Source organism: Candidatus Pantoea symbiotica (assembly GCF_056491525.1).
Genome location: NZ_JBSZHR010000003.1, coordinates 178,643 through 192,595 on the forward strand (window position 1 = coordinate 178,643; position 13,953 = coordinate 192,595).

The 13,953-nt window shown below is 52.8% G+C and carries 14 protein-coding genes; 5 read left to right on the forward strand and 9 right to left on the reverse strand.

Features of this window, described 5'->3' with window-relative positions; genetic code table 11:
- Positions 1 to 297 precede the first annotated feature (297 nt).
- From leuC to ACXIZX_RS21635, 4 genes are read left to right on the forward strand one after another with little or no spacing between them, the layout of a single operon-like run.
- Entirely contained in the window at positions 298 to 1,719 is a 1,422-nt protein-coding gene (gene leuC / locus ACXIZX_RS21620) for a 3-isopropylmalate dehydratase large subunit (protein ID WP_479404986.1), read from the forward strand.
- 1 nt (position 1,720) lies between these two features.
- A complete protein-coding gene (gene leuD / locus ACXIZX_RS21625) occupies positions 1,721 to 2,356 on the forward strand; it encodes a 3-isopropylmalate dehydratase small subunit (RefSeq protein ID WP_179453019.1) in 636 nt (211 codons plus the stop codon).
- Positions 2,353 to 3,267 carry an alpha/beta fold hydrolase gene (locus ACXIZX_RS21630; protein ID WP_179453020.1) on the forward strand — a complete coding sequence of 305 codons (915 nt, stop codon included), beginning with the start codon at positions 2,353 to 2,355 and terminating at the stop codon, positions 3,265 to 3,267. Before leuD ends, ACXIZX_RS21630 begins: the two co-directional genes overlap by 4 nt.
- A 31-nt stretch (positions 3,268 to 3,298) precedes the next feature.
- Complete coding sequence (locus ACXIZX_RS21635; protein ID WP_323271523.1) at positions 3,299 to 4,261, forward strand: LysR substrate-binding domain-containing protein; 963 nt, start codon at positions 3,299 to 3,301, stop codon at positions 4,259 to 4,261.
- 24 nt (positions 4,262 to 4,285) lie between these two features.
- Here ACXIZX_RS21635 and ACXIZX_RS21640 read toward each other — a convergent pair whose 3' ends face one another.
- The 5 genes from ACXIZX_RS21640 to ACXIZX_RS21660 form a co-directional block, all read right to left on the reverse strand.
- Positions 4,286 to 4,591 (reverse strand): YdgH/BhsA/McbA family protein, encoded by a 306-nt coding sequence (locus ACXIZX_RS21640; protein WP_154157056.1) that lies wholly within the window; start codon positions 4,589 to 4,591, stop codon positions 4,286 to 4,288.
- Positions 4,592 to 4,906: 315 nt separating this feature from the next.
- On the reverse strand, positions 4,907 to 6,775 hold the full coding sequence (kup, locus tag ACXIZX_RS21645) for a low affinity potassium transporter Kup (protein WP_008106811.1): 1,869 nt from the start codon (positions 6,773 to 6,775) through the stop codon (positions 4,907 to 4,909).
- A gap of 302 nt (positions 6,776 to 7,077) precedes the next feature.
- Entirely contained in the window at positions 7,078 to 7,878 is an 801-nt protein-coding gene (locus ACXIZX_RS21650; RefSeq protein ID WP_479404987.1) for a MetQ/NlpA family ABC transporter substrate-binding protein, read from the reverse strand.
- A gap of 91 nt (positions 7,879 to 7,969) precedes the next feature.
- Positions 7,970 to 8,764, reverse strand: coding sequence for an MBL fold metallo-hydrolase (locus ACXIZX_RS21655; RefSeq protein WP_179453023.1), 795 nt, complete (start codon positions 8,762 to 8,764; stop codon positions 7,970 to 7,972).
- Positions 8,765 to 8,954: 190 nt separating this feature from the next.
- The gene (locus tag ACXIZX_RS21660) at positions 8,955 to 9,284 is read right to left on the reverse strand and encodes a gamma-glutamylcyclotransferase family protein (protein WP_179453024.1); all 330 of its coding nucleotides are present in this window, start codon (positions 9,282 to 9,284) and stop codon (positions 8,955 to 8,957) included.
- A gap of 242 nt (positions 9,285 to 9,526) precedes the next feature.
- On the opposite strand from ACXIZX_RS21660, the gene ACXIZX_RS21665 reads away from it, so the two are divergent.
- The gene (locus ACXIZX_RS21665) at positions 9,527 to 10,438 is read left to right on the forward strand and encodes an MBL fold metallo-hydrolase (protein ID WP_286176395.1); all 912 of its coding nucleotides are present in this window, start codon (positions 9,527 to 9,529) and stop codon (positions 10,436 to 10,438) included.
- Between the two features lie 28 nt (positions 10,439 to 10,466).
- Here ACXIZX_RS21665 and ACXIZX_RS21670 read toward each other — a convergent pair whose 3' ends face one another.
- The 4 genes from ACXIZX_RS21670 to ACXIZX_RS21685 all read right to left on the reverse strand — a co-directional run bounded on the left by ACXIZX_RS21670 (position 10,467) and on the right by ACXIZX_RS21685 (position 13,849).
- On the reverse strand, positions 10,467 to 11,012 hold the full coding sequence (locus tag ACXIZX_RS21670) for an RNA polymerase sigma factor (protein WP_008106795.1): 546 nt from the start codon (positions 11,010 to 11,012) through the stop codon (positions 10,467 to 10,469).
- Between the two features lie 5 nt (positions 11,013 to 11,017).
- Positions 11,018 to 11,461: a hypothetical protein gene (locus ACXIZX_RS21675; protein WP_479404988.1), complete on the reverse strand. Its 444-nt coding sequence runs from the start codon at positions 11,459 to 11,461 to the stop codon at positions 11,018 to 11,020.
- 140 nt (positions 11,462 to 11,601) lie between these two features.
- The gene (locus ACXIZX_RS21680) at positions 11,602 to 12,312 is read right to left on the reverse strand and encodes an SDR family oxidoreductase (protein WP_479404989.1); all 711 of its coding nucleotides are present in this window, start codon (positions 12,310 to 12,312) and stop codon (positions 11,602 to 11,604) included.
- Between the two features lie 166 nt (positions 12,313 to 12,478).
- The gene (locus tag ACXIZX_RS21685) at positions 12,479 to 13,849 is read right to left on the reverse strand and encodes an amidohydrolase (RefSeq protein WP_479404990.1); all 1,371 of its coding nucleotides are present in this window, start codon (positions 13,847 to 13,849) and stop codon (positions 12,479 to 12,481) included.
- Positions 13,850 to 13,953: the final 104 nt, after the last annotated feature.

Here is a 13,953-nt window from a genome sequence, read left to right on the forward strand (position 1 = left end):
GTTACGAAATGATTAACTTGTTTTTAGTTAATAAAGTATTGGTGTTAATTAATTAACTTACAAAAAAGAAAATAGCGTGAAATATAAGCAGAAGGGGGAATTAATCGGGGATAAACCGCTTAAGCAGCGCGGTTATTCTTTATATCGGGAGACGCGACTTAGGTCAAATGAAACTCACGTATCCTTCGCTGCACATTCCATAAAACATCACTTCACGAAGCGTGTTCATTGCCCGCACACAAACTGTATTACCCTAACGTCTCTAATGACTTGTTTTACTTTCGCGTGGGCAACGGCATGACTAACAAAACACTGTATGAAAAACTGATCGATCAGCATGTGGTTCGTAAGTTAGACGATGAAGGGCATGTGCTGCTCTACATCGATCGCTCGATTCTGAATGAATACACCAGCCCGCAGGCGTTTAGCGGCCTGCGCGATCACCAGCGTCCGGTACGCAATCCGGGCACCATTCTGCTGAATGTCGATCACGTCAATCCGACGCGACCCGAGCGCGATGAGGCGATGACCGACGCGGGCGGGCAGTTACAAGTCGATTACTTCCGCCAGAACGCCGCGCATTTTGGTATCGAACTGTTCGATGTGCTGGACCCGCGCCAGGGCATTGAACACGTGGTGGCGCACGAACAAGGTTTGGTAATGCCCGGCATGGTAATTGCGGCAGGCGACAGTCATACCACCACTTACGGCGCGTTTGGCGCGCTCGGTTTCGGTATCGGCACCTCGGAAATTGAACATCTGCTGGCGACACAAACCCTGATTTATCGCACGCTGAAAACCATGCTGGTGACGGTGAGCGGCGAGCTGCCGTTTGGTTGCTCGGCGAAGGACATCATCATGGCGCTGATCGAACAGATTGGCGCATCGGGCGCGACCGGATTTGCCATTGAATTTGCGGGTGTTGCCATCGAAGCGCTGAGCATGGAAGGGCGCATGACACTGTGCAACATGGCGGTGGAAGCCGGTGCGCGCGGTGCGATTATCGCGCCGGATGAAAAAGTATTTGCTTATATCGCGGGTAAACCGCAAATGCCGACCGGCGAGCTATGGCAGCAGGCTGTTGCCGAGTGGCGCGATTTGTGTAGCGATGCGGACGCGTGCTTTGACCGCCGCATCGCCATCGATTGCAGCGATCTCGAACCGAAAGTGACCTGGGGAATCAGCCCGGATCAGGCCAGCGCCATCACCGGCCGGGTGCCCGATCCGGCGCAGGAAAAAGATGCGGTAAAACAGCAGACGCTGCGCAGTGCGCTGAAATATATGGGACTTGAGCCCGGCACGCCGTTAGCGGAAATCGCCATCACGCATGCCTTTATTGGTTCCTGCACCAACGGCCGCATTGAGGATCTGCGCGCCGCCGCCGCGATTATCGACGGACACAAAATCGCGCCGCACGTACGCGGCATTATCGTGCCGGGATCGACGCAGGTGCGTCAGCAAGCAGAAGCGGAAGGTTTAGCTGCGATTTTCGTTAATGCCGGTTTCGAATGGCGTCAATCGGGCTGCTCGATGTGCCTGGCGATGAACGAAGATGTGTTAGCGCCCGGCGATCGCTGTGCGTCTGGCACCAACCGCAACTTCCCTGGCCGCCAGGGTGCAGGTGCGCGCACGCACTTAATGAGCCCGGCGATGGTCGCCGCCGCCGCGATTGCCGGTCATCTGGTTGATGTCCGTAAATTCATGACTGCAGAGGTTTAATATGGAAGCATTTAACAACATTACTGGCACGCTCGCGCCATTACCGGCTGCCAATATTGATACTGATGTGATCATGCCCAAGCAGTTTCTCAAAGGCATCGATCGCCAGGATTTGGATCGCGGCGTGTTCTTCGACCTGCGCTTTCTGCCTGACGGCAGCCCGAATCCCGATTTCATTCTGAATCAGCCCGGCTGGGAAAACGCTGCTTTCTTACTGGTCGGCGCCAATTTCGGCTGTGGTTCCAGCCGCGAGCATGCGGTTTGGGGACTCAATCAGCTCGGCATCCGCGCCATAATCGGCACCAGCTTTGCCGGCATCTTCGACGATAACTGCCAGCGTAATGGTGTGTTGACGCTGACGTTAAGCGAAGAGGATTATCAGCGCCTGTGTGCAGTGGCGAACGATGCCGCAAACAACCGCATTACCGTGTCGCTGGAACAACAGGCGATCCTCTTCAATAATCAACGCATTGCCTTTTCGGTCAGTGCCTTGAAGCGCGAGATGTTATTGGGCGGCGGCAGCGCGGTGGACTGGACGTTGCAGTACGAATCCGATATCACCCAGTTTGAAGCACAGCATTTTGCCCAGCGTCCGTGGCTGAAACGCGGCCCAATAGTACAGGATGCCCAAGCATGAGTGAGATAACGCCACGCGGCGATTCACCCTTTATCGACGGCTTTACGCTGAGTGATGTGCGATTGGCGAACGGCGTGACGTTGCGCGTCGCCATCGGCGGAGAAGGCCCGCCGTTACTGATGTTGCACGGACATCCACAAAATCATCTGGCGTGGCGCAAGATTGCGCCGCAGCTGGCGCAGAAATATCGCGTGATCCTGCCGGATCTGCGCGGTTACGGCGACAGCGACAAGCCGGTAAGTGATGAGACGCATCGTGCTTATTCGAAACGCGTGATGGCAGACGATATTAGCCTGCTGATCGACGCATTAGGCCTGGAGCGCGTGGCGTTTGTCGGTCACGATCGCGGCGCACGCGTGGGCCATCGGCTGGCGCTCGATCATCCGGAAAAACTCTCCTGCTGCGTGTTTGTCGATATTGCGCCAACCGCCACCATGTATGCGTTAACCAATAAAGAATTTGCGACGCGTTATTTCTGGTGGTTCTTCCTGATTCAACCTTATCCCTTGCCGGAAACCATGATCGGCCACGATCCGGCGTTATTCCTGCGCAAACACATTGATGGGCAATTAAAAACGCCGGGCGCCACCGAAGAGGTAATATTCTACGATTACCTGCGCTGTTATCAAAAGAAAGAGATGATTCACGCGGTGTGCGAGGATTATCGTGCCGCAGCGACAATTGATTTAGACGATGATGCGCAGGACAGCGATAAACGCATAGAAGCGCCGCTGCTGCTGTTATGGGGAGAAAAGGGCACGGTCGGCCAGTTATATAACGTGGTGGAAACCTGGCAGGATAAAGCGCGCCATATTCAAGGCCACGCATTACCTTGCGGTCATTCACCGCATGAGGAAGTGCCCGAACTGTTTTTAAGCCAGCTTCAGCCCTTCCTGGATTCTGTGTTATAACCGGCTAAATTTCTCTAACGCTGTGATGGTTATGAAGATACTGCTTGCCGGGAAAAGTTATCAGAAGCCGCTTGAGGGCTGGCCGTCGGTTGAAGATCTGTATGTATTTATCAGCGTGGCGCGCTACGAAGGTTTTGGCCGCGCCGCCATTGAACTCGGCCAGTCGCCATCCTATATCAGCAAGCGTATTGCCATCCTTGAAAAGCAGCTGGAAACCCGGCTGTTTTTCCGCACCAACCGTGTGATGCGCCTGACGCCAGAAGGTGAAAAGGCGCTGGAAGGCGCGCTGCAAGTGGTTCACGAGATGGATTCCTTTCTCAATAACTTCCAGCAGTGGCGCGGCGAATTGACCGGCGATCTTACCGTGGCCTGTTCATTTGGTTTTGGTCAGGATTATTTGTCCGATGCGATTGCAGAATTTATGACGCGCCATCCGTCACTGAATATCAAACTGATGCTCAGCGATCGTGATATTGATTTATTGCAATCAGGAACCGATGTGGATATTCGCGTTGGCGATGATGTTAATCATTCCTACATTGCGCGAAAATTAGCCGCCAATCGGCGTATTCTTTGCGCTTCAGCAGATTATTTAGCCCGATCGCGTCCGCTGGAGACGCTGGATGATTTAATCGATCATAGCTGTCTTATTATTAATGAAAATAACAATACCTTTGGGCATTGGACGTTAACCGATGGCGAAAATAAAATCGTCTGTCGCCTGAATAGCCATTACTCATCGAATAGCGGAAAAGTGATTTTGAACTGGGCCTTAAAATCACATGGCATTGCGTTGCGATCGGCCTGGGATGTCGCACCTTATTTAAGTGAAAATCAATTGGTGCACGTTTTACCGCAGTGGTATCAGGAAGCGAATGTTTGGGCGGTTTACACGCAACGTGCTTCTGAATCGCCGCGTATTAAAGTGTTTATTGATTTTCTCGCTGAATATTTTGCAGAAAAAAGCCTGCCGATGATGAAGGGCAGGCTGTAAATTCAAGCAGAACGAAGGTAGACATTAGCCATAAGCCACTTTGCTATTAATGTGATACAACGTTGCTGTGGCGGCCATGATATGTTGACCATCGTGCGCTGGTTCGTGGGATTCCACTTCGGTGATGTGATAACCCACCGCACCGGCGGCAACGGCTTTCTGCACAAAGGCGTCATTCAGCTCTTCCATTGAGGTCGCCCAGCTCACCGAAGTAAATCCTACCGGATGAATTGATGAAAGTTCGCGATGGGTTAAATCAGCGCGAATTAAAACCGGTTTAACGGATTGCGGTGTGAAAATAGATATTACGTCATTAATTAATTGTTTCATGGCGATACTCCTCGCAAATAGTAGCTGAACCAATGGCCGCAGCTACGAATCTTTCAATTGTTGATAATGCGCTTAAACCCTAAATGTTCACGACAGGTGATCATTGCCGGTGAAGTTAATAAACACCTTTTCAGGTTAAGCGTTTTAGCTTTAATTGCTAATTAGATGTTAAGAAAGATTCAGCCACAACTCATTCAAACTTACGCGACTATTTTTGCATCTGGTTACATTTGGCGGAAAAAATAAGGTCGCCATGAATGGCGACCCTACGGTTATTTCGCGGGATTTTGTAGGGTCGCCATTCATGGCGACCGACTAAAACTCGCGCTGCCCGCCCAGCTCGATGACCCGATTCGGCGGGATATTAAATTGCTCATGCGCGCGCTGTGCGTTGCGCTGGCAGAAATGGAAAATACCGCCTTTAACCCGCATCAAACCTTTTCTCTTCTTCATCACCAGCGTGTCGTGCGAGGTGAAGAACGAGGCTTCATTGACGGTACAACCAAATCCTTCCAGCCCGCACAAATGCAGGATCTCCGCCATCGAAGGCGTTTCTCGCCAGCCGTAAGCGGCGGTTACTTGCCAGAACGACGGCGACAACTGAGTGATGCTGAGGCGCTTCTGGTTGTAGACGCGCGGGATATCGGTGGTGCGGATATGCAGCAGCACCACACGTTTATGCAGCACGCGGTTGTGCTTGAGGTTGTGCAGCAGCGCCTGCGGAATCTCATGCTCTTTACGTGAGAGGAAGATGGCAGTGCCAGCTACGCGACTCGGTGGATTGGTTTCCAGCGAACGAATCAATGCCAGCAGGCTTTCGGGATCGTTATTCAATTTGCGAATCAGGCGATTACGCTCGCTGCTCCAAATCAGCATCAATCCCATCATACTCAGCGCCAGCAGCACCGGCACCCAACCGCCAGATAGCAGCTTCATCAGGTTGGCGCTGAACAGCGGCACATCAATGCTTAACATACACAGCAGGAAAACCAGCGCCACCGGCAGCGGCCACTTCCAGTTACGCAGTGCCACCACACCCGCCAGACAAGCGGTAATCACCATGGTGCCGGTCACCACAATGCCGTACGCGGAAGAGAGTGCAGAAGATTGACGGAACGCCAGCACAATCACCGTTACTGCGACAAACAGCAGCCAGTTCACCACCGGAATATAGATCTGACCGGATTCGGTATGCGAAGTGAAAATGACGCGCATCGGCGGCAGGAATCCCTGACGAATCGCCTGATGCGTCAGCGTATACACGCCGCTAATCACCGACTGCGCCGCAATCACCGTCGCCAGCGTTGACAGCACAATCAGCGGAATCTGTCCCCAGCCCGGCGCGAGATTAAAGAATGGATTATTGATGGCCTGCGCATCGGCAATTACCAGCGCGCCCTGACCAAAGTAGTTGAGCACTAGCGCGGGCATTGCGATCACCAGCCAGGCCATGCGAATCGGCGCTTTGCCCAGATGTCCCATATCGGCGTACAGCGCTTCCGCACCGGTCACCGCCAGCACCACCATGCCAAGCGCGGCAAACGACAACGCTTTATGGCTAAGCAGGAACGTCAACGCATAGGAAGGATTGAGTGCATACAGCACCTCAGGATTGAGCAGGATGCCGCGAATACCCAGCAGAGCAATCGATACAAACCAGACAAACATCACCGGGCCGAACACTTTACTGACCTTTTCGGTGCCGTGTTTTTGAATGATGAACAGCAGCGTGAGGATCGCTACCGCCAGCGGCACTACATATTTATCCAGCTCAGGCGACACCACTTCGATACCTTCAATTGCCGAAAGCACCGAAATGGCCGGAGTGATTACGCCATCGCCGTAAAAGAACGCGCCACCAATTAAGCCCGCTAACACAATGATATGCGACGCTTTCGGTCCGACATGCTGGCGTGCCAGTGACATTAACGTCAACACGCCGCCTTCGCCGTCATGATCGGCGCGCATCACGAAGCAGACATATTTCAACGTCACAATCAGCGTCAGCGCCCAGAAAATCAGCGATAAAAATCCCATCACTGCGGTGGTGGAGATCGCGCCGTTAGGCAAAATGGAGAGACACTCTTTGAGGGTATACAGCGGGCTGGTACCGATATCCCCAAACACGATCCCTGCGGCCGCCAGCATGCCAGCAGGCAAGGACTGTTTTTCACTCTGACTCATAGATTTCCTGTGGTTTATCAGGGTTGAAGCTAATGAGGGCGAACATACCTGTTTGCGACCGATGCGAACAGTGGCAGGCGATTTTACGTACAGCATTTTTACGCCAATGACCGAAATTTTTACACCATTTTTATATGGCGCTTATTTTATGAACTGAGCTTAGCTGATTAACGCGGGAAGTCGCGGAAGGATGGATGTTGTCAGTTAAGCGGAAAATCGGTCGCCATGAATGGCGACGCTACAGTGGTTTGCCGGTGTGCATTGATGCGCACCGGCATACATAGGCTTAATTAAACCGTAAATTACCAGCCTTTAATAATATCGCCTTTGTAGATCTCATTAGCCTTATCCAGCACTTCCTGCGACTGGAAAGCTTGTTTCAGCTTCTGCACGTTGGCGCTGTCTTTATTATCTTCTCGCGCCACAATCGCATTCACGTAAGGCGAGGCTTTGCCTTCCATAAACATGCCGTCACGCGAAGCGGAGAGATTAACCAGCGCGGCGAAGTTGTTGTTGATGATCGAAATATACACCTGCGGATCGTCCAGCGTACGCGCCAGTTGCGGCGTATCGACTTCAACAATTTTCAGCTTCTTCGGATTATCGGTGATATCCAGCGTGGTTGGCAGCAGGCCCGCTTCCGGTTTCACTTTGATTAAGCCTTGCGCCTGCAATAGCAGCAGACTGCGGCCGAGCGTGGTGGCTTCGTTGGAGATGGTCACGGTCGCGCCATCCGGCAACTCTTTCAGCGATTTAATCTTGCGCGAGTAACCCGCAATCGGGAACACGAAGGTGTTGGTGACCACGGCAAAGTGGTAGCCGCGCTCTTTGGATTGCATCTCCAGATAAGGCAGGCTCTGGAAGGCGTTGGCATCAACATCTTTGTTGAACAGCGCTTCATTCGGCTGCACGTAATCATTGAAGGCCACCACATCGACATCCAACTGATATTTGTCATGCGCAACTTGCTTCACGGTATCCCACAGCGCCTGATCAGGTCCGGTGTTAATGGCCACTTTGATTTGATTTTCATCGTTTTTATTACAACCACTCAGCAGCGCCACGGAAGCAGCCAACAGAGTCGTTAGTATAATTTTCTTCATTGCGCAGATCCCCTCTTAACGTAGGGAACGAAATATAATGGATGTTTAGACGTCTGTACATCCATCTGCGGCGTGTTTGCTTACTATTCGTTCAGGCGTTCAAGCAGGCAATATATTTCTCGCCCGACTGCATCACGACCTGCTGCGCATCAGCGAGGATTTCCCGCTGTTCAAATGCGCCATAAAGCCGCGCAAATTTCAGCGCCGCCAGACGATGTGTAATATCACTCACCGTAGTGGCTGATAACGGCAGCATATTCGGATAGCTCCACATAAATGACACCGCATTAGCGCCCGGCGTGACTTGCACAATATCGCCGCTCAGCAACACGCCACCATCCTGCGCCCAATGCAATACACATCCGCCGGCAAAATGTCCGCCGAGACGAATCAGCTTCACATTCGGCACAATTTCCAGCTCATCATGTTGCCAAAGCCTAATATGCAGGCTTTCGCGCATAATCCATTCACTATCGTCGGCGTGCAGATAAATTGGCGCATCGAATGCCGCCGCCCAATCTTGCATGGTGCTGTAGTAGTGCGGATGCGAAATAGCGATGGCGTGAACACCGCCGAGCGCGGTGACAATCGCTTTAGTGGCTTCATCGAAATTAGCGATGCAATCCCACAGAATATTGCCGTGCGGCGTTTGCAGCAGAAACGCGCGTTGATTAATGGCGAAGTTGGGTACGGTTTGCAGGCTAAATAAGTTGGCAGCATGCTGCTGCCATTTATTGCAGTGCGTGGATTGCAGGCTATTCAGTGAAATCCATTTTTGCCCGCTGGCCGGCACAAATTGCCGCTCGTCTTCACATATTTTGCAGTGTTCGATTTTTCTCTGCTGCTCATCGTACGATGTGCCGCATGCCGTGCAGATTTTAATCATCATGAATTCCTCTCGTCTATTTGAGATTCATTCTAGAAGGCGAAATCAGGACGTGCGCAGATCACCATCGATTGTATTAAGGGCGTTGCACCGCATTTGGGTGTAAGAGGAAAGTGGGAATTCCGTAGGGTCGCCATTTATGGTGACCAGGTGCGCATGAATGCGCACCCTACGAAATCGGGCTGTGAAGTTAAAGTTGCGGCTGCAACTGATAAATCCACGCCGTGACCAGCTCGCCATTGCTGGTAGTGACATCAACTTCCACCCGATCGTAGCCATCTTCAAACTCATCGAGCATCGGCCAATGGGGTTCAAGCATGTCAGACATAAACAGATAACCCGGTACGCGCGGGCCGTTGTCCTGCAATACAATGCCGGGGAAATCCGCCGCTGCGCCCCAGCCGCGTGCATAGAAGGTGCCGCGAACCGATCCCGCCAGCCATTCACCGCCGATGTTTTCCAGAATATGTGCATTTGAATGGCCGGGCTGCAGCGTACCGTAGACAAATAGACGTTTCATTTTCCCTCATAAAATCAAGCAAAAGGGTGACTTTACCTATCGGCGATGACGATGTCATCAATCGCCCAATATGCGATGTGCGATGCCTTAAAAGTGGCTATTCTGAAGGACCCGCGATGAGAGGTAAAAGATCAATGTTGAATAGTTCAAGCATTTCTCGCTGCAATATAAAAAGCTACCCGCAATCCGCTCAGTTCGATGGCAAAAGGTTTAACAATAAGATCCCACGCCAGCAGTTAGGATTGACTGAATTCGCCAAACTATTCTGGGATTTTGCCTTTAATAAACCGAAAAACACCGCTCCTGAAGCTGCGCTGCCGTTAATACAACTCGACGCGCAGCAGCTTGCAGCGGCGGCGGATAACAGCGTATTTCGCCTTGGCCACTCTTCATTGCTGTTTAAAATGCAGGGGAAATATTGGCTGACCGATCCGGTATTTACCCAGCGCGCGTCGCCGTTTAAGTGGTTTGGTCCCAAACGCTTTCAGCCCGCGCCAATAGCGTTAGAAGATTTGCCGCCCATCGAAGGGATCATTCTTTCGCATGATCATTACGATCATCTGGATTATCACACCATTTTGCAGCTCAAAGATCGTGTGCGCTATTTCCTCACACCGCTTGGTGTGGGCGATTTGCTGATGTCGTGGGGCGTTGCGCAGGAAAAAATTACTCAGCTGGATTGGTGGGAATCAGAGAATATCGGCGGTATTCATTTTGTTGCGACGCCATCGCAGCACTTTTCTGGCCGTGGGATCTTCGACAGCAATAAACGGTTGTGGTGCTCGTGGAGCATTATCAGCGATGAATTCCGCCTGTTCTTTGGCGGGGATTCCGGTTATTTCGATGGTTTCAAACAGATCGGCAATAAATTTGGCCCATTCGACATGGCCTTTTTGGAAAACGGCGCGTATGACCGCCGCTGGGCCGATATTCATATGTTGCCGCAAGACACCATCAAAGCCTTTATCGATCTCAACGCGAAATGGTTGTTCCCGATTCACAATGCCGCTTTCGATTTAGCATTCCATCAATGGAACGATCCGCTTAATCAAATCGTGGCGCTGGCGCAGGAACAGCAAATTAACGTGTCGATGCCGCAAATCGGGCAGGGCGTGCAATTTTTGCAGCCGCAGCAAGAGAAACCGTGGTGGTAAAAAGAGGCCCGATTGCCAGGCAATCGGGCTATCCGGTTATTTCGTCATACAGGTTGCGCAGTCGCGTGCGCAGAAATAAAACCGCTTTGTGCTTGCGCGATAATAACGTCTGCACGCTGCTGCCGCTCTCTTCAGCCAGTTCGTTATAGCTGTAGCCGAGCAGTTCGGTTTTCTCGAACACCTCACGCTGCGCGTCCGGTAATTCGGCTAACGCTGCCTCCAGTTCTTCCCACAGCAGCGTTTTGAGATATTCATCTTCCGGCGTTTGCGGCACGCCAAATAAGGTTTCTGCCAGCTCATCTTCCGGGAAATCATTCTCTTCATTGCCGCCGAAAAAATCGGCCAGCGGCAGCTCACGCTTTTTCCGTGCCCGATCGGTCATTTCATTGCGTGCCGCCCGGAACAGCCAGGCGGCGACATTCTCCACCGGTTGCTCCACCTGCATCAGCTTATAAGTGACTTCCTGCAAGATATCGTCGGCATCTTCACGCACTGCGGTTCGTCCGCGAATAAATGCATTTAGCTTAGTGCGACAGGCGGTGATCGCCGACATCAGCAGTGAATTCTGCGCCATCGCGCTTACTCGGCGTCGCTGGATTTAGGCGGGTTATTCTCCGGCTGTGCGCGCGCTTCGCCTCGCTCATCACGACGACCATGCCAGTCGCAACGATCGCGGTTGCCACGATGACCAAAGCGATTGCGGCGATGCTGCATAAACTCTTCGCGCTGTTCCGGCGTCATCTGCATCCAGCGTTCGTGCATGCGGCGACGCGCCATACCAAACATCCCCGGACGGAATCCCAAACCGCCAAACAAGATGCGGCACAATGCCAGCAAACCCAGTGCTTGCCAGAAGCCGATGCTTTTCACTCCGATGATGCCGGGCAGCAACGCATTCCACAGCGACATCACCAACAAGCCCAGTGCGGCGATAATTACCGCGCCCATCAGCAGCGGCTTCGCCAGGCGATGGCCGCCAAAATGATCACGATGACCGTGTCTGTGCATATCAAAATCTCTCATTGTTTTATTCCTCATTAGATTAACGGATAACTGCTGGTGATGAGGTAGACGAATGAGCGGTGAGAATATTGCTAAAAAATTTAAAAAAAGAAAAAGGCTGCCAGATGGCAGCCTCGAATTGCAGACTATTTGTCGAAGAATCAGCGTTTTGCTTTATCCCTCCGTGGTCTAATTACAATATCTGCAATTTGCGTATCTTCCGGACTGTCCACGATAAAGCGTACGGCGCGTGCCACTGAAGCCGCGTCGAGATATTCCAGCGGATTGATCGGCGCATGGTTGCCCACGCGGGCACGCGAGGCCTGATTCATCGGCGTATCGGTTGGGCCAGGCGCGACTGTCGCGACCCGCACGCCATGTTCGCTCTCTTCGCTACGCAGCGCATGCGCCAGCGCGGTGAGAGCAAATTTCGAGGCGGAGTAAATAACGTGTCCTGCTAACGCCAGCGTTCCCGAACCGGAGTTGATAAACACCACTTTGCCCTGCGAAGCGCGCAGGGCTGGCAAGGTTAAACGCGTGAGTTCAGCAGGCGCGATGACGTTAATATTCAGGTGCTGTTGCCACAGTTCTGGCGTGGCGGAGAAGGTGGTGCTGAGTATCGAGATCGCTGCCGAATGCACCAGCACGTCAATCCGATCTAGCGTGGCGGTGAACGCGGCCACAGCGGCAAAATCCGTGATATCCAGCGCCAGCGGAATGACGTTGGTGACCTGTTCTAAAGCCTGCAATGTTTGCTGATTGCGACCGATGGCGTAAACCTGATGATCGGCCGCCAGTAACTTCACGGTTTCCAGACCAATACCGCTGTTGCCGCCGGTGACAATCGCCACCGGTAATGCTGATGCTGTCATAAGTTCCTCTCCTGTTGATGATTTCAAGCTAAGGAAAAGGACTGCCGCAGGCAAATGCATAAATTGACTATGTTTACCTGGTGCGCATGAATGCGCACCCTACGAAAACCTTGTTCAATTGTAGGGTCGCCATTCATGGCGACCATCATCGGTATTTGCGTGGCGTCTACATCTTCGCCAAACTACCAAACGTCTGTTTACCGTTATAGAACGTCGCCATCACCGGCGCGATGTGCGCAACGGCTTCCGCAGAACAGCTGGCGTTAACCAGCATCATGGTGGCGTGATCCTGCGCTTTCGGCCATTGCTGCTCGCCGTGGCTATTCAGCGGCAACACTTCGTTAGTGGCGATACCTAACGCGCGGCTGAGCGAAAACTCATCCGGCCCACGATAAAGCTGCGAATAGACATTGGCTTTTTCCAGCATGCTGCCGCTACCAAACGGCTGCCAGTGATCGGCGATGGTGTCAGTGCCCGACCACACCGGCACGCCAGCGGCACGCAGCTGCGGCAGCGGCATGATCACCCGGCCAATCGGCACGGTAGTAGCGATGCTGAACTGTTGCTCTTTCAACTCTTCAATCATTGCCGCCAACTCGTTACCCTGTAACGTACCCAGCGCGAAAGCGTGGCTGATGGTCACCTTGCCTTTCAGCTGCGGATTGTCACGCACCGTTTTCAGCATGTAGCGAATCGCCGCCACGCCGTGCGGCTCGGTTTCGTGCAAATGAATATCGATCGGGGCGGCGAAATCGAGCGCGATGCTGAACATGGTATCCAGCGACTTCTCCATCGCGCCGTCAACATTAGTCGGGTCCAGCCCGCCGACATAGTTCGCGCCCATCTTCATCGCTTCGCGCATCATGCCTTCGACGTTTGAGCGCAGCAATCCGTGCTGCGGGAAGGCGACAATCTCCGCATGAAAATCGTCGCGATGGTTAGCAATCGCCTGCTGCAGATGCTCCAGACCTTGTAACTTGCTGACCGGATCGATGTTGCAATGGCTGCGTGCGGAGCTGCTGCCTTTCGATTGCAGCAGGCCAATCAGTTTCTCGGCACGGATTTCTGAAGTCGGCACCAGTTCGGGCAGGATCTGCTCCTCCTGGTGAATCATATCGATCACGCTATGACGCGGCAGCGGGGCACGCCAGCCTTCGCCGTAGAAGGTTTTATCGAGATGGATGTGCATATCGCGCGTGGCGGGCAGCAGCAGATAACCGGCGGCATCCCATGCGGGCAAATTAAGTCTGACGCCTGCGGGATGAACGGCGGCAATATTGCCGGCATTCACCTCGACATCATACAAACCGGTGCGCGTGGCGGTAATCACGTCCTGTTTGCGAATAAAAGCTTCTTCCAGTCGTACATTGCGCAGCAGATAGTGCGTGGCATCCACGCGGCTGGCATTGGCGGGTTGGCAGGTTGCCGCCGCCTGGACGCTGCGGCTCATGCCCGAGCTGAGTAAGGTGCCTGCGGCGGTGAGTTTCATGCCAGCGGAAAGAAAATCCCGGCGATTACCGGGTGATAAGAGGCTCATTAGTCATTCTCCTTGTAGGGGAGAATTACCCTAAAATAGCCGCTGGCAGGGCGCTGCGATATTTTCCACTGCTGGCTATGGTGAAAACTAATGACCGCAGTGAT